Source organism: Aquibacillus halophilus (assembly GCF_009649745.1).
GTDB lineage: Bacteria > Bacillota > Bacilli > Bacillales > Amphibacillaceae > Aquibacillus > Aquibacillus halophilus.
This window is the reverse complement of sequence record NZ_WJNG01000002.1, coordinates 214269-240485: the sequence shown is the minus strand read 5'-3', so window position 1 is coordinate 240485 and position 26217 is coordinate 214269. Positions and strand designations below refer to the sequence as shown.

Annotated in this window: 24 protein-coding genes and 1 riboswitch; of the genes, 3 read left to right on the top strand and 21 right to left on the bottom strand. The window is 35.7% G+C overall.

The genetic code is table 11. From position 1 onward, the window contains the following. Positions 1-390: 390 nt before the first annotated feature. The 5 genes from GH741_RS02420 to GH741_RS02400 all read right to left on the bottom strand — a co-directional run bounded on the left by GH741_RS02420 (position 391) and on the right by GH741_RS02400 (position 5708). On the bottom strand, positions 391-723 hold the full coding sequence (locus GH741_RS02420) for a bh protein (RefSeq protein ID WP_338079204.1): 333 nt from the start codon (positions 721-723) through the stop codon (positions 391-393). Between the two features lie 221 nt (positions 724-944). Beyond that, positions 945-2330, bottom strand: coding sequence for a dihydrolipoyl dehydrogenase (gene lpdA / locus GH741_RS02415; RefSeq protein ID WP_338079236.1), 1386 nt, complete (start codon positions 2328-2330; stop codon positions 945-947). Positions 2331-2340: 10 nt separating this feature from the next. Next, the gene (locus GH741_RS02410; protein WP_153735178.1) at positions 2341-3684 is read right to left on the bottom strand and encodes a dihydrolipoamide acetyltransferase family protein; all 1344 of its coding nucleotides are present in this window, start codon (positions 3682-3684) and stop codon (positions 2341-2343) included. Between the two features lie 18 nt (positions 3685-3702). Beyond that, positions 3703-4701 (bottom strand): alpha-ketoacid dehydrogenase subunit beta, encoded by a 999-nt coding sequence (locus tag GH741_RS02405; RefSeq protein WP_153735177.1) that lies wholly within the window; start codon positions 4699-4701, stop codon positions 3703-3705. A gap of 23 nt (positions 4702-4724) precedes the next feature. After that, the gene (locus tag GH741_RS02400; RefSeq protein ID WP_153735176.1) at positions 4725-5708 is read right to left on the bottom strand and encodes a thiamine pyrophosphate-dependent dehydrogenase E1 component subunit alpha; all 984 of its coding nucleotides are present in this window, start codon (positions 5706-5708) and stop codon (positions 4725-4727) included. A 247-nt stretch (positions 5709-5955) separates the two neighbouring features. Here GH741_RS02400 and GH741_RS02395 point away from each other — a divergent pair, with 247 nt between their 5' ends. Beyond that, complete coding sequence (locus tag GH741_RS02395; RefSeq protein ID WP_153735175.1) at positions 5956-6903, top strand: sugar-binding transcriptional regulator; 948 nt, start codon at positions 5956-5958, stop codon at positions 6901-6903. Positions 6904-7077: 174 nt separating this feature from the next. On the opposite strand, the gene GH741_RS02390 is transcribed toward GH741_RS02395, so the two are convergent. The 6 genes from GH741_RS02390 to GH741_RS02365 all read right to left on the bottom strand — a co-directional run bounded on the left by GH741_RS02390 (position 7078) and on the right by GH741_RS02365 (position 11856). Continuing rightward, positions 7078-7446 carry a PTS glucitol/sorbitol transporter subunit IIA gene (locus tag GH741_RS02390; protein WP_153735174.1) on the bottom strand — a complete coding sequence of 123 codons (369 nt, stop codon included), beginning with the start codon at positions 7444-7446 and terminating at the stop codon, positions 7078-7080. A gap of 34 nt (positions 7447-7480) precedes the next feature. After that, on the bottom strand, positions 7481-8491 hold the full coding sequence (srlE, locus tag GH741_RS02385; protein ID WP_153735173.1) for a PTS glucitol/sorbitol transporter subunit IIB: 1011 nt from the start codon (positions 8489-8491) through the stop codon (positions 7481-7483). 29 nt (positions 8492-8520) lie between these two features. Further along, complete coding sequence (gene srlA / locus GH741_RS02380; RefSeq protein ID WP_153735172.1) at positions 8521-9066, bottom strand: PTS glucitol/sorbitol transporter subunit IIC; 546 nt, start codon at positions 9064-9066, stop codon at positions 8521-8523. 22 nt (positions 9067-9088) lie between these two features. Then, on the bottom strand, positions 9089-9460 hold the full coding sequence (locus tag GH741_RS02375; RefSeq protein WP_153735171.1) for a transcriptional regulator GutM: 372 nt from the start codon (positions 9458-9460) through the stop codon (positions 9089-9091). A 100-nt stretch (positions 9461-9560) separates the two neighbouring features. Beyond that, positions 9561-10502, bottom strand: coding sequence for a sugar-binding transcriptional regulator (locus GH741_RS02370; RefSeq protein ID WP_153735170.1), 942 nt, complete (start codon positions 10500-10502; stop codon positions 9561-9563). 91 nt (positions 10503-10593) lie between these two features. Then, the gene (locus tag GH741_RS02365) at positions 10594-11856 is read right to left on the bottom strand and encodes an NAD(P)H-dependent oxidoreductase (protein ID WP_153735169.1); all 1263 of its coding nucleotides are present in this window, start codon (positions 11854-11856) and stop codon (positions 10594-10596) included. Positions 11857-12598: 742 nt separating this feature from the next. Next, positions 12599-12694: riboswitch (glycine riboswitch) on the top strand. A 128-nt stretch (positions 12695-12822) separates the two neighbouring features. On the opposite strand from GH741_RS02365, the gene GH741_RS02360 reads away from it, so the two are divergent. Both GH741_RS02360 and GH741_RS02355 read left to right on the top strand, forming a co-directional pair. Further along, positions 12823-13446 (top strand): trimeric intracellular cation channel family protein, encoded by a 624-nt coding sequence (locus GH741_RS02360; protein ID WP_153735168.1) that lies wholly within the window; start codon positions 12823-12825, stop codon positions 13444-13446. A 279-nt stretch (positions 13447-13725) separates the two neighbouring features. Then, positions 13726-14172 carry an NUDIX domain-containing protein gene (locus GH741_RS02355; protein WP_153735167.1) on the top strand — a complete coding sequence of 149 codons (447 nt, stop codon included), beginning with the start codon at positions 13726-13728 and terminating at the stop codon, positions 14170-14172. Positions 14173-14603: 431 nt separating this feature from the next. On the opposite strand, the gene GH741_RS02350 is transcribed toward GH741_RS02355, so the two are convergent. From GH741_RS02350 to GH741_RS02305, 10 genes are all read right to left on the bottom strand, one after another. After that, positions 14604-17198: an EAL domain-containing protein gene (locus GH741_RS02350; protein ID WP_153735166.1), complete on the bottom strand. Its 2595-nt coding sequence runs from the start codon at positions 17196-17198 to the stop codon at positions 14604-14606. Position 17199: 1 nt separating this feature from the next. Further along, positions 17200-17646 carry a response regulator gene (locus GH741_RS02345; RefSeq protein WP_153735165.1) on the bottom strand — a complete coding sequence of 149 codons (447 nt, stop codon included), beginning with the start codon at positions 17644-17646 and terminating at the stop codon, positions 17200-17202. Between the two features lie 32 nt (positions 17647-17678). After that, positions 17679-18761 carry a sensor histidine kinase gene (locus tag GH741_RS02340; protein WP_153735164.1) on the bottom strand — a complete coding sequence of 361 codons (1083 nt, stop codon included), beginning with the start codon at positions 18759-18761 and terminating at the stop codon, positions 17679-17681. A 287-nt stretch (positions 18762-19048) separates the two neighbouring features. Next, on the bottom strand, positions 19049-19513 hold the full coding sequence (locus GH741_RS02335; protein WP_153735163.1) for a response regulator transcription factor: 465 nt from the start codon (positions 19511-19513) through the stop codon (positions 19049-19051). A gap of 14 nt (positions 19514-19527) precedes the next feature. Then, the gene (locus GH741_RS02330) at positions 19528-20949 is read right to left on the bottom strand and encodes an ATPase domain-containing protein (protein ID WP_153735162.1); all 1422 of its coding nucleotides are present in this window, start codon (positions 20947-20949) and stop codon (positions 19528-19530) included. 455 nt (positions 20950-21404) lie between these two features. After that, positions 21405-22592 (bottom strand): M20 metallopeptidase family protein, encoded by a 1188-nt coding sequence (locus GH741_RS02325; RefSeq protein WP_153735161.1) that lies wholly within the window; start codon positions 22590-22592, stop codon positions 21405-21407. A gap of 38 nt (positions 22593-22630) precedes the next feature. Then, positions 22631-23272 carry an ABC transporter permease gene (locus GH741_RS02320; protein ID WP_153735160.1) on the bottom strand — a complete coding sequence of 214 codons (642 nt, stop codon included), beginning with the start codon at positions 23270-23272 and terminating at the stop codon, positions 22631-22633. A gap of 120 nt (positions 23273-23392) precedes the next feature. After that, the gene (locus GH741_RS02315) at positions 23393-24304 is read right to left on the bottom strand and encodes an ABC transporter substrate-binding protein (RefSeq protein ID WP_153735159.1); all 912 of its coding nucleotides are present in this window, start codon (positions 24302-24304) and stop codon (positions 23393-23395) included. 37 nt (positions 24305-24341) lie between these two features. Next, on the bottom strand, positions 24342-24983 hold the full coding sequence (locus tag GH741_RS02310) for an ABC transporter permease (protein ID WP_153735158.1): 642 nt from the start codon (positions 24981-24983) through the stop codon (positions 24342-24344). Then, the gene (locus tag GH741_RS02305) at positions 24984-26105 is read right to left on the bottom strand and encodes a betaine/proline/choline family ABC transporter ATP-binding protein (protein ID WP_153735157.1); all 1122 of its coding nucleotides are present in this window, start codon (positions 26103-26105) and stop codon (positions 24984-24986) included. Positions 26106-26217 lie beyond the last annotated feature (112 nt).

Here is a 26217-nt window from a genome sequence, read left to right as displayed (position 1 = left end):
TACACTTATTTTCTCTTAGTTTTTGAACAGACCTAATATGACGTCACATTTTTTAGTGGCTTTATGAAGAACTATAAGTATTGTCTGATTCTCTAAGCCAACTTGATTTAACTCGTCTATTTATGGGGGCTCCCTTACTTCGCACAATTCCACTTGGACATGCACTACTTGTGTTAAACTTTTGCCATTTCAAAAGTGCAAGAAATTTCCACCCAGTAGTTTAATGTGTTGCCTAATGCATAAAAAGACTACTTCCTGAACGGATGTAGTCTTTTATTAAGAAACAAATAATGTTTTAAGTTAGGTGGGAAAATTCACTTAATCATTTCTGATAAGAGAGAGGTGGAGTATTACATCATGAGGCTTATTATGTGTGTTAGTTTTTGTTTTTTATTGCTGCTTATAATCTTTTATTATTTTTCGCGCTCCTTTAATATCTTTTGCAACTCGGTACGGTTTAGTCATAACACGAATGGGTAAACTGAACAGAAAATGACTTAAATCCTCTCTATATTCTTTAGTCACTCTAGAGGGTTTGGTTGCAACTCTATTATAAGATTCTTTGAATAATTCGTTCATTATATCTACTCTAATTTCGAGTATGTTGTGACATTCTTCACATTCAACCTTAGTTATTTGATTATTGACATATGTTATTTTATGAACAGTATGGTCCAAACACTGAATGCAAAACAACTCAGATTCTAGATATGTTTGTTTCACTAAACTTCCCCCTACTCTCACAGCCTATTTATTTACATTTATTATAGTACAAAAAGATGTAGAATATCCCACTTAAATATTAATTTTCCATTTTTTATATTTGTTTATTACGTCACCCTAACATTAAAGAAGCTATTGAATCGTCGATTTCACTATTTAATACAGTACAACACAGTCATCATAAAAGTAGAAGGGGCTCAACAAAAACCTTTCAATAATAATTAAGAGTGCATCCCTTTTCCCAACCATACTGCTGCGGCTTCAAATAGAGATTCAGATACTGATGGATGGGGATGAATCATATTGGCAAGCTCTTCAATAGTTCCTTCTAAATGAATAAATGCTGATGGTTCTGTAATCATCTCAGTAACATGGGGACCAACCATTGTTACACCAAGAATTTCACCATATTTTTTACCTGCAATAATCTTAACGAAGCCTTCTTTCTCATCAAAAGTTAATGCTTTCCCATTACTATTATGGTCAACTCTTACTACCTTATATTTGATACCTTTCTCCTTCACTTCTTCCTCCGTTAACCCAACACTTGCTACCTCTGGGTTTGTATATACACAACGAGGAATTACTTTATAATTGACTGTTTCATTTTCACCACTAGCATTCGCTCCCGCTACAAGTCCTTCGGCACTCGCAACATGAGCTAGTTGATAACCACCAATTACGTCTCCTACCGCATACACTGATGGTTCACTCGTTTGCATTTTTTTATTTATTTCTATAAATGGACCATCTTTTTTCAAGTTTAAATTTTTGGCTGCAGAAAGGTTCGGCTTACGACCAACAGATAATAGGATAATCTCAGTATCAATTATTTCCCTACTACCATTTGATTTTTCAATGTGAACTTGTTTATTACCATCAGTTTGTCCAAGCTTCATAACTTTTGTTTTCGTTAAAAACTTTACGCCTTTTATCTCTAATGATTTTTTAAGTGCTTTAGAAGCTTCCAGATCCTCTGTAAAAATGATTCGGTCAGCCATCTCTACGATTGTAACGTCTACGTTTAAACTAGAGAATATACAAGCAAATTCAACTCCAATTATACCACCACCTATAATTACTATAGATTCCGGAATTTTTTCTATATTAAATATGGTATCACTCGTGAAGTATGGAGTTTCATTCACGCCCTCAATTGTTGGTATGACTGGAGTGGAACCAGTTGCAAGAATAATTTTTTCTGCTTGAATGGTTTCCTTTCTATCCTTCAACTGAACAGTAATCTCATGGTTAGGTTGGACTACACCAAAACCTTCATAAACTTCAATTTTTCCTTTTTTTAACAAAAATCCAATCCCTGTTCTCAACTGTTCAATTACTTGGTCCTTACGTTTTAACATCTTTGATAAAGAGAAGGTTACTGGTCCCGTCTCAATCCCCCAAGCCTTTGCTTTTTCAATATTTTCAATAACCTCAGCATGCCTAAGTAATGTTTTTGAAGGAATACACCCACGGTTTAAACACGTACCACCAAGATAATCTGCTTCAACCAACGCTACCTTTTTCCCTAGCTTTGCAGCTCTAATCGCAGCGACATAACCACCCGGGCCGCCTCCTATTACGACTACCTCATATTTTTTCAAGATTATCTACCCCTCAGACTAATAATTCAAACGGTTGTTCAAGAACCGATTTCAAATCAGTTAAAAATGCTGCAGCTGGTGCACCGTTAATAATACGGTGATCAAATGATAGACTTAATGTCATCATAGGTCTAAGTTCTATTTCTCCGTTAACACCGATTGGCTTTTCATTGATTCTTCCTACACCTAAAATCGCGGATTCTGGTTGGTTAATAATTGGTGTAAAGGTGTCAACGGCATACATACCTAGATTACTAATCGTAAACGTACCACCTGACATGGAGGCAGGCTCTAACTTGTTATCTCTAGCCTCTCTACCCAATTTCTTGCATTCTGCTGTCAAATTTGCTAAGCCTTTTTGGTCCACTTTTTTAACTACTGGTACGAGTAGCCCATTTCCAACCGCTACTGCAAGGCCAATATTAACATCCTTATGCTTAACAATTTCATCGCCTTGAAGCGAAGCATTAACAATCGGGTGCTTCTTAAGTGTGTGTGCTACAGACTTCATAATGATTTCAGTATAGGATAACCGATATCCAACTTGCTTTTCGATTTTATCCAATAACTGCTTACGCATCGTGATAACTTCAGTCATATCAATTTCACTTGTGATAGTAACATGTGGTGCAGTAAAGGCACTTTCCACCATACGTTTTGCAACCACTTTTCCAATACCATCAAGTTTAACTCGATCACTAGTGGCAACCTCAGTTTCAAGAGGTACCTCGTTCTCTTCTATATCAGAGCGATATATTTTACCATTAACTCCAGTACCAGCCACTGTTGATAGATCGACTCCTTTATTATTGGCAACCTTTATCGCTAACGGAGTAGCTTTTGGCGATGAGTGTGAGTAGTCACTCACATCTTTTGAATGAATTCTGCCATTCGGGCCAGAGCCAGATACATCAAACAGACTAATACCTTCTTTGTCAGCTAATTTTCTAGCTGCTGGTGTTGCACGCACCTTATCCCCTGACTCTCTTTCTATTGTTTCACTGACTGCTTCTGTTGACTGGCTTTGTTCTTCTCCTACTTCATTTGTTGAGCTGGCTTCTTTCTCCGATTCATCAGCTGCTCCAGATTCACCTGGTGGAGAATCTGGTACATTTTCCCCTTCTTCTCCGATAAAACCAACCACATGATTTACCGAAACTTCATCGTCTTCCCAAAAATAACGTTTGAGTAGGACACCCTCCTCATAAGCTTCAACTTCGATATTGATTTTATCTGTCATAATTTCAAAAAGTGGGTCGCCAATTTCAACACTGTCTCCTTCTTCTTTAAACCATTGAAGTAAGGTTCCAACTTTCATCGTACTGCTCAATTTGGGCATGAATACTTCTTTAGCCAAACCAATTCTCCCCCTTCTCTATGCATGTGTAGCAATGCGTTTGTTTAATGTTTCTTTTACTGCTTCAATAATATCCGGCACTTGAGGCACTGCTGCTTTTTCTAATTTGGGGTTATAAGGAATCGGAACGGCCTTTCCACCTAATCGTTTGATAGGAGCATCTAAATAATCAAATGCGTCACTTTCCGCAATAACACTTGCAATTTCTCCACCATATCCTCCACGTTTTACCGCTTCGTGTACAACTACTAACCTACTAGTCTTTTTCACAGATTCTATAATAGTTTCTGTGTCTAATGGTACAAGAGTACGGGGGTCAACAACTTCTACACTAATTCCTTCCTTTTCAAGTTCGACTGCAGCTTCTAGCGCTTTGTGAACCATGATAGCGGTTGCGACAATTGTTACATCTGTACCTTCACGCTTAACATCTGCTTTCCCTAATGGAATAGAATATTGCTTTTCAGGAACATCACCTTTTGTTTTATAGAGTAATTTATGCTCATAGAAAATAACTGGATTGTCATCATCCATCGCTGCTTTTAAAAGACCCTTTGCATCATATGCTGTAGAAGGTTGAACTACTTTTAATCCTGGAATATGCGTCATCCATGCTTCTAGACTTTGAGAGTGCTGAGCAGCTGCACCTGTGCCAGAACCCGCAGGAGTACGTAAGACCATTGGTACTTTTCCTTTACCGCCGTACATATAACGTAGTTTTGCCGCTTGGTTAACGATTTGATCCATTGAAATCGTTATAAAATCTGAGAATTGCAGTTCTAATATTGGACGCATGCCTGTTAATGCTGCACCAATAGCAGTACCAGCTATTGCAGATTCAGAAATTGGTGTATTTCGTACTCGCTCTTCTCCAAATTCTTCAATCATTCCACGAGTTACACCAAATGCACCACCATACACACCTATATCTTCACCGAGTATGAATACGTCTTTATTTTCTCTCATTTCTTGACTCATTGCTTCTCTTACAGCTTCTAAATATGTTATCTCTCTCATCTTTTTATTCCTCCCTTACTGGTTTATGCATAAATATCTTCCATAAGAGTGTCAATTGATGGTTCTGGACTTTTTTTTGCAAATTCAACTGAATCTTCTACTTCCTTCTTTGCTTCCTGTTTTAATTGATCAGCTTTTTCTTCCGTTAGAATCCCTTCATCTATTAACAATTTACGTAATCGTCCAATTGGATCTTTTTCTCTCCACTCTTTTTCTTCTTCTCTTGTACGGTATTTTTTAGCGTCACTCTTAGAATGTCCCTTCCAGCGATATGTCTTTGCTTCAATAATTGATGGACCCTTACCATTACGTGCACGTTCTACAGCTTCGTTAACTTCATTCATTACATCAATAATGTCGTTACCATCTACAACTTTTCCTGGTATTCCATAAGCAGCTGCACGATCCGCAATATTTTCCACATTAACCATTTCTTTTACTGGTCCAGACATTCCGTATTGATTGTTTTCGCAAATGAACACAACTGGTAAATCCCAAATTGATGCTAGGTTAATAGCTTCATGGAAACTACCCTCGTTCGAAGCACCATCCCCAAAGAAACAAAGAACCACATAGCCTTCTTCTTTCATTTTAGAAGTTAAACCTGCTCCAACTGCAAGTGGAATCCCACCACCAACAATTCCATTAGCACCTAGGTTACCTTTATCAACATCCGCAATATGCATCGAACCTCCCTTACCTTTACAATAACCGGTTGTTCTTCCAAATAGCTCAGCCATCATCCTGTTGACTTCAGCACCTTTAGCAATACAATGACCATGCCCACGGTGTGTACTAGTGATTTTATCTCTATCTTCTAACACTGCACATGCACCAGATGCAGAAGCTTCCTGTCCAACACATAAGTGCGTTGTACCGTGAATCATACCTTTCGCAAAAAATTCATCAACCTTTTCATCGAAAAAACGAATTAACCACATTTCTTTAAACAAATTTACTAATTTCTCCTCCGTAATTTGAGGGGGTAGTTTTACAGTTTTAATCATTTTTTAACCTCCTATTTACATTTGTTCGTATGCGTTACCTTTGTAAATACAATATAATATTTATAGCATTACGTCAAGCGTCCACAACACTTTATTTATCAACAATATATAAGTGAAATGGACAAAAACAACTAATTATATTAATATCTATAGAGACCTATTAAATTACTAATGTAATCTAAAGGAACAAATAAAGCATTATAAAATTCACATCACATCATGATTTGAAAATGAAGGGAAGTTTTATATGTTAAATTGGGAAGAAAGACGACAGTTAGTTAAAATAGCTAACCTCTACTACAATGATGGTTGGACACAGGAACAAATTGCAAAAAAGTTTGGGGTATCAAGACCAGTTATTTCTAAGTCTTTACAAAAAGCAAAAGAAAACGGGATTATTGAAGTGTTTATAAAAGATGAAACTGTTCATACAGTTGAGCTAGAACAACAATTAGAAAGGAAGTTCGGATTAGAGGATGCTGTCGTTGTTCCTATCTCTGGACAAACTCCAGATATTGTTCAACAATCCGTTGGACAAGCAGGCGCCTATTACTTATCCAAAAATCTAAAAAGTGTTAATAGTCTCGGTGTTTCTTGGGGATCCACTTTGGCTACTCTTGTTAGAGAATATCCTTTCGAACTACGAGAAGGGATAAAAGTTATTCCATTAGAAGGTGGAATGGGAAGAAAAAGAGTAGAAATACATTCAAATCAGTTGGCCTATGAGCTGGCCAAGAAAATGGGGGGTTCTTGTTCATATCTATATGCACCAGCGACGGTAGAAACAGAGGAACTTAGGGAACGTCTAATGGTGATGGAGGATATTAATGAAGTTCTACATGAAGGTGAACAAGTCGATATTGCCTTAATAGGGATAGGTAATCCATATAAAGATTCTACACTAGCGGAACTAGGCTATCTTCAAGAAGATGATTTAGAAGAACTTCGTAAAATGGGAGTAGTTGGTGATATGGGCTTCCGCTTCTTCAATCGAGTTGGTGAGCCTGTCAATACATTTAATAAAAACATCATTGGCATTTCCTTAGAACAAATAAAGCAAATTAAGAAAGTCATTACAGTAGTGGCAGGTTCACATAAAGCTGAATGTGTACTGGCTGCATTAAAGGGAGATTACATTAATGTACTTATAATTGATGAACAAACCGCGATAGAATTATTAAGAGAAAATGTTTAAAAAGTTGAAGCCTATTGTTACATTTTAGGTTCCTGCTTCTAATTAAACCTCTATATTCATTAAAGTTCCCTAAGTTTATTCAACATTCAACCGTATCTAATGTAAATAATCGTTCATCCAGTTATCCGTTAAAAAAACAACGTTTGCTTGTAACTACAAGCAAACGTTGTTTTTTTAATATAAATTTCTTACAAACTTAATTGATTGACCCTTCTCAAGCTGTGGTGTTTCATTACATCCCACACAAATTGTACCAGGTAAATCAGGTCCCTCATGACCAAACTTAATAGTGCAATGCCCTAGCTTGTGTAGGGTTTCGTTTGCCTTTTCACCTACAAACGTTACTCGATACACGATATCTCCAATGATTAAGTCATCTCCAATTTCCACTTCACCATGCCACTCACCTTGTTCATGAATAGCTGCTACACTTTTCAGCTCATTAGGTACCGTATCATTAAAGATAATTAACACATCTGCTTGTAAAATTTCTCCCACATCATTACCTAGGTCTTTAATTACTGAACTATAAATGGTATTCATGGTGTTGTCCCCCTAAAAAGCTGTTTTTTATATATTAAGAATATAGACCAAAGCTAAATACATATGCAATAAGAACAGCTATTGGTCCTGTAAACTGACGAGAAATCAATACAGCTGGGACCCCAACTTCAATTGTATCTGGTTCAGCTTCTCCAAGCGTTAAACCAACAGGAACAAAGTCGCACCCAACCTGAGGGTTGATTGCGAATAAAGCTGGTAAAGCAAGTTGAGGTGGTATATTTCCACGTCCAATTTCTACCCCAATTAACACCCCAACGACTTGAGCTATTACTGCACCTGGTCCAAGTACTGGAGAAAGAATTGGTATTGCACAAATAACCGATAATATAAGCAAACCAACGATGTTTCCAGCTAAAGGTGAAATAACATTAGCGATAAAGTCTCCAATTCCGGTATAAGTAATGATACCTATCAATGTACTAACAAAAGCCATGAATGGAAGAATATTTTTTATTACCTGTTCAACTGTTTCCCTACCAGCCTGATAAAATACGTTAACAACTCCACCCATCGCTCGACCTATTTTTTCAAGGAGTGGCACTTTCTTTTTCTGAGTATTAGTGTATGCTACTTTTTTCTTTGCTTCCTCTTTTAACTGTTGAGCAGACTTTTTAATAGTAGTTGAAGAGGAATCCATTTCGAGTCCAGAACCATCATCAGATTCAATATTTTTTAATTTTACACCAGAAACAAAATTATCCTCTTTGATGAATTGCATTAATGGTCCTGATGGAGGTGTAGCTGTTAAATTAATGGTCAAGATACCTAATTTGGGATAGACTCCACATCTTGCTGTACCACCACAGTCGATAACAACACATGCCATTTCATCATTCTCTACTTTCCTCGTAAATCCATCTACAGCAATACCTCCGGTCATTTCTGCTATTTTTTCTGCAACCGGATCGATTCCACCTCCCGTGACAGAGACGATGTATTTCTTTTTGTCAGTAGGTTTTATTACTAAAGGTCCTCCCCAGCCATTTGAACCCTTTGAAACTTTAACAGCTTGGTATTCACTCATTTAATTCTCCTCCTTTGGCTTTAATATTTTTATGCCACACCTTGCTCTTGCTTTTCTTGATCTCGTCTTTGCATCATACGAGCAGTAATAAACTCAGTTACCATGCCACGGATTAAGATAACTATTACACCGACGATAAAGAACCGAATTGCTAATGGTCCTAATGATAAACCTAATTCGGTAATTCCCGCCGCGATCCCCATATAGACAAACAGCTCTGCAGGGTTTGCATGCGGGAACAATCCAGTAATTGGATGAACGAAAGATACTGCTGAATCGTAAAATGCAGGCTTTTGCTTTTCTGGAAGAAACTTACCAAATGTATAAGCCATTGGGTTTGTCAGGAAGAATACGGCCAATACCGGAAACAGTGTGTACCTTAAAACAAAATACTTAGTGCTCTTCTCTGCAAGTCTATGAATTCTTTCTTCACCAACCAAACGAATGATAGCGTTTACAAATGTAATTAACACAATCAAGGTTGGAATAATTCCGGTGAACAGCCCCATGAAGGTATTCCCACCTTCTTGGAACATTCCTATAAAACCTTCTGCTAACTTAACTAAAAAATCCATTAAACTTCCCCCTTACCTTATATTATATTTTGTTCATTTGAGCCTTAATATTTGTGATAGCCATAGATATTGGTACACGTAAATCTTCTAGTTCTTTGTTATTTTCTATTTGATAAATTGAATTTCCTATGATTTCATGGAAGGTTTTAAATCGTACAAATACGGTTACCCCACTCATCAATTGACTATCTACTATAACACCATCTTCATCACAAACAATAATGACTACTTTTCCTACCCCTAGTTTACGTTTCTCTACCCCCGCTCCCAGATAACCAGAAGCTCTTTTACTCATTAATTTAATCGTATCTCGATAATGTTTTAGTTGAACCTGTGTTAGAAAAATTTGTAATAACCATATCCCTGCGAATATTGCTATGAAGGCTCCCCACAAATCAACCCCCTCCTTTAGATGGTTTTAAGTCTATTAAGTTTGAAAAATATTTGAACTAGCGGATTGCTAGTATCACATGATTTTAAGAAAGAAAATTTCATTAAATCTGTACCAGACCTTCTGCAGTTATCTCATCAGTAATTAGAACATGAACGAGCTTACCGTGAAGTGCAGCTTTTATGGCCTCAATTTTTTCCTTACCACTTGCAACACCAATAACTAACGGAATTTTCTTGAGTTTATTTAAATCCAAAGAAACAACTTTTTCATTCCAATAATTTTTTGATGCATTTCCATCTTTATCGATAAAGTTGTAGCAGATGTCGCCTACAACATCTGAATCGTCGAACTCTACTTGATTTCCTTGGCTTAAGTAAGACTTGACCATTGTAGAGTGTTTTGGTGTACCACCAATACCTACTACAGCAATGTCCGCTTGACTTCCCATCTGAAAAATATTTTTAATAGATGACTGATTAATAATAATTTCCTTTGCTTCCTTTGAGTCCACCATCACCGGTACATGTAAAAGATGATATTGAGCCCCTAAACTTTCAGCTGATTTTGCAACAATATGATTGGCATGAATATCAACTCTTTCGTCCCCCACACCACCAACAAGTGGAACGAATTTTAAATTTTTATATGGTTGGGCGGTGTTCATTGATTCTGCAAACTGATATAAAGTTGTACCAGAAGAAACACCAATTGTCTCGTTGCCTTTTATCATTCTCAATAGGTACTTACTTGCAGCCAGACCTAACCGACCTTTTGAATCTTCCTCTTCAATACTTGGAACACAAATCACTTCTCTAAGATTGTACTTTTGTTCGACCAGTAACTCTAGTGGCATTAGAGGATGAGTATCTGCATCATGAATAATTATTTCCACAATACCCAGTTCTTTTGCTTTTGTAAGATATTTAGAAATCAAAGACCTACTTACTCCAATAGTCTCTGCGATTTCAGATTGTTTTTCTCCTTTTTCATAATACATATGAGCTACTTTTACTAGTAATCTTTTGTCTTCTAAATAAGCCATTGGAACCATCCTATCTTTTGTAATATATAGTCAATATACTATAAATTAACTTATAATAGTTAAGATAACATAGGAAGGTTCCATAAAACCCTTACACAGGAACAGGAAACAATTGATCTTGTAGTTTTCTTAGTTTCCAAACAGTCGTTGATGGGTCTAACTCAACATCATCTTCAGTTAAAAATTGACCTTCTTTAATATCCTTTTTTGCAACAACGTCACCACTGATAAGTCCAATTGGAATGTGACCATTATTTTTCATATCCTTATGCGTTTCCAGTACACCACGAATACAATAACCACCAATGCCGTCAAGAGTTTCACCAGCTTTTATATCCTTTTTCGCAACTGTAACAGTTTCAGAAATAGGGGCTCCAAGTGGGTGGATGGAAGTATCATGTTCAAGAACAGCTTTGGCAATAGTTACTGGTGTTTCAAGACTAGCAAGATGGTAAGGTCTGTATAACGTGTAATGTGCTCCATGATTATCATCTACCTTAAGAAGATAACGAATCTCCTCATTCACTGGTTCCAATTCACTCTTAACAATAACAAACACACCAGGCGCCAATCCGTCGACATATTCAACTACACCTAACTTATCTAAAACTCCACCATTTTCTTTTAGGTTCAGCTTATCAGCAACATTATCTAAGTTTGCGGTTACTCCGTGCATCCCTACTTTATCAGGAATTAAACCGATAGCATTGCTCAAGAGATTCATTTCTGCCATCGTTTTTGTTCCATCTTGGAAAGCAGTAAGCATGTGGGGGCTCATATTTTTCTTTTTCGCCTCCAGTGCACAAGTGTCGGGATTTGAATTTGGTATAAGGGGATTATTCTTGCCTTTACCCGCAACAACCACTTCCATCCCCATTGTCTTAGAAAATTCATAAAGTTCCACTATAGCAGCAGGTTCATCCCCAGCAGAGCCTGAGTACACTAACCCCGCCGATGTAAACAATTGATTCATTGCAGAACCAATTGTTATATCAACCTCAACATTAAGTAAAACTATATGTTTCTTAGATCGCAGTGCTTCTAACGAAATATTTGCACCAACCTCAGGTACACCCGTTGCATCCACTATTACCTCTACATGTGGAGATTGAATGACTTCACGATAGTCAGTGGATGTAATAGTAGTGACTTTTCTCCGTTCTTGGGACTGATAATAATCTCTTGCTCTTTTTGCGTTAGCTTCATCCACATCACAAATGCCTGTTACAGACATACCTGGAATTCTTGTAATCTGGGATATTAATCCAAAGCCCATTTGACCTGCACCTATTATCCCAACTCTTATTGGCTGTGATTCTTTCTCTCTTTCTAACAGCTTTTGATAGATAGACATCATCATTCCCCTTTTCCATGTTGAATTACTACTATTTCAAACTTATCAACTAATTAGAATTATCGCGTAACATATGTTACAACTAATAACACGTGTTACTGGTTGCATTTTCATTATAAGGCTGAGTTTTTTTTGTGTCAATTAAAAAATCAGAATTTTCAAATTTAATTATATTAATTACTAATTCTTTACTGAAGAAATTGCTAATGTCAGACTAACTTTTTTTCTGTTTCAGCCCAATTGGCTTTTCAAACATTCAAAAAGCATCTTCAAAATTTAATAATAAGATTTATTATTTTATCCCTATTTTCAGAAATTTTAAAGCAACAATCTATCACAAAGTTTCCTTAGAACAAAAAATGAACTTAGCTTAAACTAAGTTCATCAGACTAAAGATCTTTACCGCAATTCAATAATACAAAATTTTAATTAAGGGACTATGATACTACCAACAAGTAAGGAGAATTGCTACTGGCTAGCTAGAAATTACTCTCTCCCTCAATTATTCGTTTGGTTCAACCACTACCCCATATAAACAACTCTACTAGTTGACCTCAATACTTTTTCCTTTTCCAACACCTTCCCTGTCTCAACCTGTACCACGTTGAATTTACTAGAATAACCTAAAACAGATTATTTCAATAATGTATCTATTCATTATCACCCACTTTATAACATGCTTGACGAGACAAGCGATCGTCTTCTACTGTATTATTAGTTATTATAAAAACTGAATACATATAAGAATGTTACGGGAGAGAACGTATCGATACGTCACCGAAGGGGCAAATCATTGAAGAATGATGAATCTCTCAGGTAAAAGGACCGTTACAGGATATAATTCTCTGGAAAGCGCTGTACGCCACCAAAGGGGAAAATTTCTAACATTAGATGAAAACTCTCAGGTTCAAATGACAGAGAAAGTGATTTTTTCAAATTCAATTAATGTTAGGAGAGAGAGGTTTTATGGTTTGGGATGTATTAAATGTCATCGGTACTATTGCCTTTGCCGCCAGTGGTGCCATCATTGCTATGGAAGTGAAATATGATATTATGGGCATTTATATTTTAGGAATGATCACTGCGTTTGGTGGCGGGGCTGTTAGAAACTTATTTATCGGGATCCCTATAATAGAATTATGGCAACAAACAACACTTTTTGTTATAGCAATTATTACCATTACCGTTTTATTCCTAATACCACAAAAAGCAATTTCTATCATTAGAGAATGGAATGTATTTGATGCAATTGGCTTGTCTGCATTTGCAATTCAAGGAGCTATGTATGCACATTCTATTCATCTACCTTTTCTAGCAGTTATGTTTTCAGCAGCAATAACTGGTGCAGGTGGAGGAATCATTCGTGATGTATTGGCACAAAAAAAGCCAAGTGTCTTTTGCCAAGAGATATATCTTTTATGGGCTATTATTGCTGGTTTCATCATCGGAATTGGATGGGCTGAGGAACCCTATCAACTCTACACCCTTTTTAGTATTATCTTACTATTACGTGTTATATCTCATAGGTTTGGATGGCACTTACCAACTAGAACTGTTTCTACTATAGTAAATACAGATTCTTCTATTTAATCTAGTCATCTTGTGATTTTAATTGACTTTTTATTAAGTAAACTGGTGGTTACTTCAATAAGCATTAAGGGGTTGTAGGGTTGATATCTACAACTCCTTATATTTTCATAGAGTATTCACATCCATTATTATCCATTTACCTTCCGACATCTATCAAATTGATATCAATGAGAAGAAACACAGGGACGGTTCTTTTGTTTCCATCCTATACAGGCAGAAAAAGAAACACTATTCTTAGTAAATCCCCAGTGATTCGGGAATACTAATCTAAAAACTGGAGTGTTCAATATCGGATACATAGAAAAAATAAGAGATAAAGTAGGAAACTATCCGCTAATTTTAAATTCTGCTGGTGCAATCATCAATAACTCAGATGAACAAATTTTGTTTGAGTATAGAAAAGATACCGAAAATTGGGGAATCCCTGGTGGGTATATGGAGCCTGGCGAATCCTTTGAAGAAACGATAAATCGCGAGCTTATGGAAGAGCTTGCTGTTGAGGTCGTTCATTTAAAGATTTATGATGTTTTTTCTGGCAAGGAATATTATCATGAATATCCAAACGGGGATAAAGTCTATAGTATCATCGCACTCTTTGAAGCTAAAATTTCAGGGGATTTTCAAGTGGACAATAATGAAATTAGTCGGGTAAAGTTTTTTGACCATAATGATTTACCTAAAAATATGACGAGGGTTACGGAAAAGGTTTTGGAGGCATATTTTTGATAAATCCCGATAAAAAAACACCTTACTTCTTTTCATAGTGCGTTAGAGAAATATAGTGACTCAACTTGTAAATCTTCTTTCAGTGTCAAGGTATCAAAGAGATACCCTATGTTTTTTCAATTATTTTCAAAAGGTTTCGCAGGATTATGCGATTCATTTGAACTTTATTAAGATTTTTAGTTGTACTATAGTCGTATTCGTTCCCAAGTACTACATCGTAATCTTTACTTGTTCTTTAGTAAATGAGACATTATCCTAAACCTGGTTGTCTTACATTATGCCTTAATAAAAAAAGTAACTGACACACCAAAAGACATTTATTTACTCTTTGATGTGCCTGTTACTTTAGTCTGAAATGATTTAATTTAGTATTCTTTTCCACATCCCTTTTGGCCAAACTCAATCAACCAAAACACGGACTCAAATATTAACTATTTTTGAATCAATTTTGTATTATTGTGTTTTTTAACTATTTCTTTAACTGGATCTCCCATAAATAACTGTTTAGTCGGTGGCTTATTATTTCGTAACTTGATTGCTAGTTGATTCAATGTCCTAGTTAATCTTATTCTTTCATTTTCATCGATTCTGAATTGGAACCCAAACTCAAAGACAATACCATCTTTTATTTCTCTAATCCATCTAATGTTACCCTGGAAATGAAAGGTGTCATCTAAGATATCGCCGGTCAAAGTTAATTGTATATCATTGTTTACTGGCAGTTTGAGTCCCATCATAATTCTTAGACCTCCTGGGCCTATATCTGTAACAAAAACCTCTGTACTGCCCATATTCACTTCTTTTCCTTTGAACATAGAAATGGTCATCTGCATTATTAGCGGATTAACTAGTGAAATTCGGAAGTGTTCTCTACGATTTTCTTGTTTATCCTTCTTTTCACTAGTCATTTCCAACTGCCACTTCTTATTTTCTAAAAGTTTTTCAAACTGTCCTGGACTCACTGGAGGGCTGAAGTAAAAACCCTGTATCTCGTCACAGCGACGTTCTTTAAGAAAGGTGTACTGATCAGGTGTTTCAACGCCTTCTGCTACCAGTCGCATATTGAGTGACTTGGCTAAATCTAAAATACTAATAACAATACTCTTATTTATTGGATTTAAAAGAATTTCTTCTACAAATGACTTATCCATTTTTATTGTATCTAAAGGTAATCGCATAAGTAAGTATAATGACGAATATCCAGTTCCGAAATCATCTAGCGCTACTTTAATCCTACGTTTTTTCAGCTCTCCCAACACCTGGGTGACTTCCTTTTCATTTGATATAAAGGAGCTTTCTGTGACTTCAATTTCCAAATGATCCGGCGAGACACCTGTATCCTCAAGAATTTCCTCAATCGTTTGTAGCACATCGTTTCTCAACAGTTGTTGAACTGAGAAATTGACAGATAATACAATAGGAGGATACCCTTTTTTAATCCATTGCTTGCTTTGCAAACATGCTTCTCTTAGTACCCAATTTCCTATTGGTACAATCATACCCGTTTCTTCTGCGATGGGGATAAATTCAGAAGGGGATACAAGCCCCCAGTCGGGATGATCCCATCTTAATAGTGCTTCTACTCCAACGATTTGTTGCGTCTGAGCATCTACCCTAGGCATATATTGAATAAATAATTGTTTTTTATCTATGGCTTTCCTTAAATCATTTCTTAAAGTAAAATGTTTAAATGATTTAGCATTTAAGGTGGAGAAGTAAATTTCCCCCTGGTCCCTCCCTCTAGATTTAGAATAATAAAGGGCAGAATCAGCATTTTTAAGTAGTTCCTCTACAGTGTCCCCATTTTCTGGTGACAAGCATAAACCGGCACTGGCAGTTATATTAATCTCGTGACCATCGATGATTATTTCTTCTCTTATTTGATATAAAACCTTTTCCATTAGAATTCTAGCTTCATATTTATCTTCTACGTGGGGCATTATAATACAAAATTCATCTCCACTGATCCTATATAGTGAATGTTGTCCGCCAAAATTCTGTTTGACCTTTTCAGCAAGTTGTTTTAACAATGTATCTCCAGCAAGATGACCTAACGTATCATTAATTATCTTAAAATGATCCAAATCTAACAAAATGACCGCCGTTTTATTGTGTCCTCCCTTGGAGTTAATTAAATGATCGCTCAATTCTTTTTCAAACTTCCTTCTATTTGGAAGGCCGGTCAAAAAATCATGGTAGGCCATCGTTTCAATTTGCTCAGCTGCACGCTTACGCTCAGTGATGTCTTTTTGAAGTCCGATAAACCGAATTAATTGATGTTCCTGGTTAAAGACAGGGGTAATCAAAAGCTCATTCCAAAATTCTGATCCATCCTTAGAATAATTTTTTATCTCTATAGAGATAGATTCCACTTTCTCAATTGCTTCCCGGATTTTTTTCAGTGCAATTGGGTCTGTCCCTTCTCCCTGCAAAAGTCTGCAATTTAAACCAATAACCTCTTCTTTCGAATAGCCTGTAAGTTTATAAAAAAAAGGATTAGCATAAACAATGGGATTATCTGACTGGTTAGGATCCGTCATAATGACTCCGGTGGTAATTTCTTCGATAGCACGAGTAAGAAGCAAATTGTTCTCTTTACTTCTATTTAATATCCTTTCGTTTTCAAGTTCAGTGGCAATCTTTTGCATTGTGAGAGGGATAAGATCTAGAAAATCTAAATCCTTTACTAAGTAATCCTTTGCACCTAGTTTCATCATTTCAAGAACCGTTTCAATGTCTGAAATACCTGTCATCATTACAAAGGGAACATTCAGTTCCTTTTCTTTTAGCTTCAGTATGATATCTTTCCCGTTCATGTCTGGTAGTAAATAATCTAACAATATAATTATATGATCATTTGTCTCAACAAGATTGATTGTTTCCAAACCGTTCTTTGCACTTACTACTGAAAACCCATTTTCTTTAAGTTTCTTTTGGATTAATACATTTAGTCCAGCGTCATCTTCTGCTACAACTACTTTATAGGAATCCTGAATAGCAGGATAATCCTTTAATGATTGAAGCATACTAAAATCCCTCGTTTAGTTGGTTGGGGATTTTCACTATCTTCATAAAGAGCCCTAGTCTATTGATAACCTCAATGAAACTTTCATAGTTTAATGGTTTTACAACATAGCTGTTACAGCCTAATTGATGACACTTGTTAATTTCTACTGGATCATCTGTAGTCGTTAGCATAATGACTGGCAATGACTTAAGCCTTTCATCTCCCTTTAATTGCCTTAGGACTTCAATCCCATCAACTCTTGGCATACGTATATCCAGTAATAATAAATAATAAAGCTCGGGATTTCTCTTTTCCTCTTTTCGATCATATAAAAAATCCAATACCTCTTCTCCATTACGAAAACGAAGCATATCATTCATAATACCCGCTCGTTTTAAGTTTTTTTGGATTAAAGTTGCATGACCATCATCATCCTCAGCGACAATTACTATAATATCTTCATTCATTAAGCGTCTCTCCTTAAAATCGTATTCTTATATTATTTAGGACTTGGAATTGAAATAAAAAACTTACTCCCCTTATTAGGGCTCGAATCAAGCCATACTGAACCTTTATGTTTTTCAATGATTTTTCGAATGATAGTTAGACCCAATCCTTCCCCTGCTTTATCAATATCCACTTTTTCAAATAGATTAAAAATCCGTTCCTGATACTTCTTATCAATTCCTATCCCATTATCTTCGACGCAATAAATTGTTTCATCCTCTTTGATGTAACCATGAATTCTCACTTTTCCTGGTCTATCATTGGTCATATGCTTTATTGAATTACTTAGAAAATTAGAAAACACTTGATCGATCATGGATTCGTCACCCATACAGCTGGGTAAATCGTCAATTTGTATGGAAATGGCTGCCTCTTCTATTTGATATTCAAAAGTACGGACAATTTTAGCAACCAACTGATTCATATCAACTGGGCCTAAACTTAATGAGCTTCTTCCTACTCGGGATAGTTTAAGCAATGCATTAAGTAGTAAGTCCATTTTCTGTGTACTGGATAAAATGTAAGTAAATGCTTCTGGAATGTCCTCGTCCAATAAATGGATAATCTTTTCCCGTGCTTCAGACAAATCTGATGATTGATCCAATATTTCCCGAATTTCTTTCAGCTCATTTAGAATTTCTTTATTAAAACCTTGGATATTTATTAATGGGGAACGTAAATCGTGAGAAGAAATATAAACAATTTGTTCCAAATCTTTATTTTTCTCTGTAAGTTCCTCATTTAGATCGTTCACTAACCTATTAGATGCATCAATATCCGTGATCATCTTTTGAAAAGTATTTGATAAAACGCCTAGTTCATCCGTCCGCTTTAATTCTGTAATCCTTAAATTTCTTTCACCAGCGCTTACTCGACTAGCTATTGTAGCCAATTCCTTCAGTGGAATCACTATTCGTATTACCATTGACCTCCCTATTAGCATGATAGTCAACAACACGACTACTAGGTAGAAAATAAAACCTATTTGAATTAAAGCTCGATTTTCATTAAAATTGACTTGTATCACAAAAAGGGCGATACTTCCTATAAGTACGGCAATAAATAATACTGTCATCCCTATTATGAATTGCCTTGTTATACTATTTTTGATGTGGTCCCCCTCCAAATTTAAAAATTTATAAAACTATGTTTCATAGATTCAAGATGTTATTTTGCTTATTCTTCACCTTCTCATAAATACTCTTTTTATACTATCCACTACAGTTCCTTTTATTACTTCACTAAGATTTTAAAAACAGGAATCATTTCCTATAAAAATGTAATGATAATAAAAAGTGACCGTTTAAAATGCAAACGGTCACTTTTTTATAGTTTTATATATAGTAAAGGATAAAGTAAGACTTACCTTCTTTTATCGTAGATCTTCTTTGTAAATTGTATCCGATCCTTAACTCCTAACTTCTCATAAATACTGGTAATATGGTTTTTGACAGTATGAAAACTTATAGATAAATTTTCTGCGATGGTTTGGTTATCCAATCCGTTAATTACGTTAAAGGCAATTTCTTTTTCCCTTTTAGTAAGGCTATCCAACTCATGTATTATGGTTTGAAACTCCATCTCATCACGGCTAATTTCGTTATTAGGAACATAGTTTCCATCTTTTTTTAAGTAAAAAAGCTTCTGTGTTCCGGTTATACGGATCTCTAAGAAAGAAGTGTTAACAAGGTGCTCCAAAGTTGCAGTTATGTGTTCTTCTGTTCTACCTAAACGTGTTGCAAGGCTATGTTGCGTTTCAAAGCTATTTTTATTTTTAGAAAAAAAATGTACGCATTCTGTTTCTACTAGTTGTTTATATCCGTCCATTCAATTGGCTCCTATTATAGTAATCGAAAAAAAGGTATTTCATTTATGGTTTCAACTATATATGGAGCTGAAACTATACCTGACTGAGATTTTGTGACCTGTAGGTATTGATATTTGTTATACACCCACGTTTTTATAATAACGTCCGACTTTTGTTGAAGCAATGCCAACGTTTCCCTATCCGTTTTATCAGCATTACAAATTACAAATGAAGTAATTCCAATTTCTTTTTCTGCTGCTACTAACTCGACGTAGATATCTTTTACAAAATCTATCCCTCTGTTTTCCAGAATCGAGTTTATATTGTATATCCAAAACCATTCTCCATCTTTACTATCTATATCATTTTTTATAGATGCTACTAGTTTCTCAAATACAAATGCCTTAAAATCCTCGTCATCAACGTTTGCTATGTTATAAACATGTGAAGCAATCTTAGGATCTATGGCCCTATTATATTGTTCAGTAAAAACACCCTTTTTATTTAAGATATATTCCTCTAAATCAATATTGTACCTTTTAAAAAGCATAAATAATTCATTGATTGTTATAGTATTTGATAAAAGATAGGCAAACTTTCTATCTTTCTTTAAGAGCTCGGTCACAATGGAAATTAGAATGTACTTATACCCAGCGATGCTATCTACTTCGAATAAATAAATTAGCCCTTTTTGAATTCCACCATTTAATGATTTATCAAGCAATTTATCGCCGGTGGTAACGGCTGAATCATTTGGAGCAATAAACCTATTTACAGGTATGTGAGAAGGAACAAGGTATATTCCCTCGTCTATAAATCGATAGGTATGCGTTCCCTCAAATACTTTAGTTCCTCTCATCTTTAAAACTTCCAATGTTCTTTCCTTATAATCGTTAAACTTTTCGATAAAATCTAATTGAATCACACCATCAAAAACAAAATCTTCAAACGGAATTTCGTTTTGACGAGTAGATTGTTCTACAATCAAAAGAGACGTCAACCGATTTCTTACAAGTGAGTTTTTTAAAGAATAAATTGATTTCCTCATTTCTCGATCATCTTGCTCAAAATACTTAATTAAACTTAAGCTGTCTATAACAATCCTTTGGCAGTTTATCGATTGAACCAATTCCTCAAATAAACCGGATGGCTGAAGCATCTCTCTAAGCAAGATCTCAGGTGAAAGAGTAATAACTTTTAAAAGGTTTTCACCTTCCAGTTTTTCAAGATCAATTCTGTAATTTAACATATCACTATAAATTTGTTCAGGTAATTCCTCAAACGTTATATATAAACCAGGCTCACCTATCATGGTTCCCTGGTGTAAAAATTGAATTCCTATCGTAGTTTTACCTGTCCCTGGTGCGCCGGTTATCACAACACCATTGCCCTTAGGAATACCGCCACTAAGAACCATATCTAAACCTTTTATTCCAGTTTTTATAAGCTCTTTCATCGATAACCTCTCTTTCCATGATTTAAAAGTATAACACAAACAATTATGAGATATGCATTCGTAACAAAATCTACTTATTTTCTTAATAAAACATTGGCATAAATCTAGTGTCCATAATAATTCTAACCATGGCTAGAAATTTGTCTGCTATGGTTAAAACTTCCTTGAAACAAAAATAACATATCGATGATAAGTAACAAAAGGGAGGTTTCAATAAAACTTGACCGTAAGTAACTAGTTGTTGGGAAAATACCATGATAAGGTAGACACTCCTTGGAAAAGCCACTACCACATACGAAAAAAGATGTTTTTATTCTTTTACTTGATCTATAATTGTAGTACTTATGAATCCTTTACTTCAGATTTAAATAAAATGAATAGTTGATCCATTCCACTTTACGAAAAAGGGCCAGACCTATATAGTCAAATGGCTATGTAGGTCTGACCCCAATCATTTATTTTATGTTGTATTGTTTCCAGTAGTCAAAAATTGCTGAACTCATTACTTTTGATCCATTTAATAGTGCTCTTTCATCTATATCAAACTTCGGATGATGATAGGGATAAATGAATCCTTTGTCTTCATTGGCTGAACCAGTAAAGAAATAAGTTCCCGGTCTATGTTCAAGAAAATAGGAGAAATCCTCCGCCCCCATTGTCGGTGGCTCTTCTTTGATATTATCTTCTGGTAAAACATCCATTGCAGCATTTACGAGCAACTGGTTCATGGTTCTATCGTTTAACGTTGCTGGATATCCAAATTGATAATTAACATCAAAGTCAGCACCAAATGCCTTACATGTATGTTCGGTTATTTGCTGTATCCAATCATGCATTTGCTGTCGAACATCCTTATCAAAAGTTCGTACTGTACCTTCTAATCTTCCCATACCTGAAATCACATTTGCTTTACTTCCTGCACGGAAAGAACCAATTGTTAATACAGCAGACTTTAATGGATCTACTTTACGACTAACTATTTGGTGCAAGTTATTTACTAATTGACTTCCAATAGCAATGACGTCAGTTGTGTCATGTGGAAATGCTGCATGCCCTCCAACACCTTTAATGTCAATCACGAAATCATCTGATGAGCCGAAAATGTATTCATTACTATGAGAGATGGTGTTAACGGGAATGTAGTTTTCCATGTGTGTAGCGAATATAACATCTACTCCGTCTAATGCACCGTCTTCAATCATCGCTATTGCTCCACCTGGGTCTTGTTCTTCTGCATGCTGGTGAATAAATACAATTGTACCTTCTAACTCTTCTTTATATTCTACTAATGCTTTGGCCATCCCTAATGCTATAGCTGTATGTGCATCATGACCACAGGCATGCATGACACCTGGATTTTTTGATTTATAAGGTACATCATTTTCTTCACTAATTGGTAACGCATCAAAATCGGCTCGAATGGCAACCGTTTTGCCAGGTTTTCCACCATGTAAGGTAGCAATAACACCCATGCCTCCAACACCTTTTCGAACTTCTAAACCAAGCTTAGATTGGTATTCTGCAATAAACTTGGCTGTCTGATGTTCTTCAAACGATAGTTCCGGATGCATATGCAAGTGTCTTCGTATTTCTACCATTTCCTCATATAATTCGTTCAGCTTAGAAAATACTTTCTGTTTCAAATCAAACCATCGCTCCTTCTATGTGCATGTGCGATTGTTTACGCTATCCGTTGTTTTTTATTTTTCTCTATTTTACCTAGAATTAAATCTGCTGTAATGGCTAGTAATGCGGCCGGAATAGCACCAGCATAGATTTTTACATCCGATTGCAGACTAATACCTGAAATTATCTCTTTTCCTAATCCGCCTGCACCGATATAGGGTCCAATACATGCAACCGCAACGGCAATAACTGAAGCAACTCTAAGCCCTGCCATTAAAAATGGAATAGATAGTGGAAACTGTACTTTGTATAGTAGCTGTAAAGCAGTCATCCCAACACCCACACCCGCTTCAGTAATGCTCGGATCAACCTCTCTAATTCCAACATACGTATTTCTTACAATTGGAAGTAAGGAATAAAAGAATAATCCAATGACCATTGTTTCAAAGCCTAATCCGAAATATATCATTAAGATTGCAAGCATAGCCAAACTTGGGATTAATTGCAATATGTTTGTTAATGAAAGGATAAGAGGAGCAACTTTTTCATATCTTGCCGCTATAATTCCTAATGGAACACCAACAAGAAGAGCCATCCCAAGCCCATAGACAACCATCAGTATGTGTTCTAAAGTTAACGATAATAATGTTGAATAGTTTTCAGCCATGTATAGGCCTAGTTCAGTGATAAAGCTCATGTCAAATCACCTTCTTAAATTTATTTAGGATATGATGAAAATTGGATGTGGTTTCTTAGGCCACATCCAGTTAACTAGCTCCAACAATAAAGCTTAATAAATTACGTGAGTGCCTGTCTATTACTCTAGCATTCCTTTTTCTTGTAGAAATTCAACAGCAACTTCTTCTGCTGGGCGTTGATTAATATCAACTTCGTGGATTAATTGTGTCATTTCTTCTGTGCTGATTAAACCAACAATGCTGTCAAGAATATCACTAATTTCTGGGTATTCATTGATAACTTCATTTCTAGCAACTAATGATGCATCATATGGTGGGAAGAATGCCTGATCATCTTCCAATAGCGTTAAATCATACTCTAAAATTTGAGGGTCAACTGTATAAGCTGTTACTACATCTAAATCATTACTATTAATTCCTTCGTACATTAATGAAACTTCCATTCCACGGACATCACCAAAGCTGTATCCATATGCTGCTTGGTATCCTTCATATCCATCATTTGCTCTTTCTACCCATGAACTATCTGTTCCTACTACAAGATCTTCTGCATATTCACCAAGTTCAGACATGGTTGTAATGTTATTTTCTTCAGCAAAATCACCTTGGATTGCGATACCGTATTGGTTACTAAATCCGATAGAGTCATACCATTTCATGTCATACTTTGCACCAAAAAGCTCTTGTGCTTGGTCAATTGTTTGTTGTGGATCTGTTGAATACTCTACTTCACCTTCATCAAAGTGGTTGTTGTAAACTTCACCAGAATATAATGTTGCAATATCGAACTCTTCACGATCTAAAGCAGCCATAATTTGCGGACTAGCTTGTATGTCTTCTGTAATATTTACTTCATGATCTGTTTGGTCTTCCACTAATGCCTTAACGATTTGTGACATAATCTTTGGATCTGTATAAGATTGTGCTCCAAATTCAAATGTTTCTCCACCATCTGCTGATCCACTGTTACCACAACCTGCTAAAGCTAATACTAGTACTGCGAATAAACTTGCAAATAATAATTTTTTCATAATAAAGAATGTCCCCTTTTATTTTTATTTTATATATTTAAGCTCTGGATAGATGTTTTTCAATTTTTCCAAAGACAAAATCTAACGATAAGGCTATTGCAATTGCTAGAATCGTTCCTGTGAAAATCATGTGTTTGTCATTAAATCCAATACCAGCTAGGACTAACCCTCCTAGACCACCAGCCCCAATAACAGCTGCTAGTGTTGTCCAGCTAATAACATAGACGGTTGTCACCCGAATGCCTGACATAATATAAGGAAGAGCAACCGGCAATTCTACCATAAACAAACGTTGAAATGTGTTATATCCCATACCCTTAGCAGCCTCAACAATTCCTGGATCAATTGACTCTACACCAGCATAGGTATTTCTTAATAGAGGTAATAATGAATATAAGAATAATGCTGCAACAGCTGGCTTAAAGCCTATCCCAAGAATTGGAATCATAATTGCCAATAAGGCAATGGTAGGAATCGTTTGAAATACATTGGCTATATTAAAAATAGAATTTTTGATTTTTTCGTTTTTCATTTTCGTCATGTAGATTGCCAATGGCACAGTTACTACGACAGCAAGAAAAATAGCAACGAATGATATAACCATATGTTCATAGGTATAACCTAGGATGGAATCGTATTTCCTCTGCCAAAACTCCATATAATCTAAGATTATTTCCATTTACGCCACACCACTCTTATTCTTAAAAATTTGGTGGAACGCATCTAATAGTTTAGAAGTCTCTAAAACTCCTACAAGCTTGTTTTGTTCAGAAACAACAGGAATAATTGGATTCGTCTGAAGAAATTGTTCCATTATACTGTTAACATCTGTCGTTTCTTCGACTGTTACTACAGATTGATCAGCCAGTTCAACTAAATTAGTTTGTTTACTCTTTAATGCTTTGTAAAGACTAATCACACCTTTGTACCCACCTTGTTCATCAACCAAAGGTAGCTCAGATACTTGATTAGCAACCATAAAATCGATTGTCTCTTGCTTCGATAGATTAGTAGAAATAGATAGATAGTTTTTTCGCATTAATTCACCTATTGGTGGAAGCGAAACGGTAGTACCTAATCTTTCCTCTCCGATAAATTCTCTTACAAAATCATTGACAGGATTTGCAAGAATTTCGTTTGGAGATCCCTTTTGAACGATGTGGCCATCTTTCATTAAAATAATTTGATCGGCAATTTTGATTGCTTCATCCATGTCATGTGTAACGAACACGATTGTTTTTTTGATTTCTTTTTGAAGGCGAACGAGTTCATCCTGTAGTTGCTCTCTACTAATAGGATCTAGGGCACTGAATGGTTCGTCCATAAGAATGGTAGATGGTTCTGCAGCAAGAGCACGAATAACTCCAATTCGTTGTTGCTGTCCCCCACTTAGTTCTGAAGGGTAACGGGTCATGTATGTTTCTGGTGATAAGTTCACCATCGTTAATAACTCTTTAACGCGTTCCTTAATTTTTAATTTCTCCCATTTCAAAAGTTTCGGAACCGTAGCGACATTATCATAAATAGTCATATGCGGGAATAACCCGATGCTTTGGATGACATATCCCATTCGACGGCGAAGCTCAATTGGATTTATTTCTTTAATGTCTTTTCCATCTATTAATAATTGGCCATCGGTATAATCTGTTAACCGATTTAATAATTTCATTGTTGTAGTTTTTCCACAACCACTTGGCCCAATTAGTACGTTAATTTGTCCTTCTTCAAATGTAAGATCAATATTTTTTAACGCTTGAAAACCATCATCATAAACTTTGTTTATCTTTTTTAATTCAATCAAAAGCCTTCCTCCTAAACTTCTTAATGGCTGCGGTCTTGTTCACATCTACTATTGTATCCTGCTCTATTCAAATAATAAAACTCTATATAAACTATTAATTGCACAAACTTTA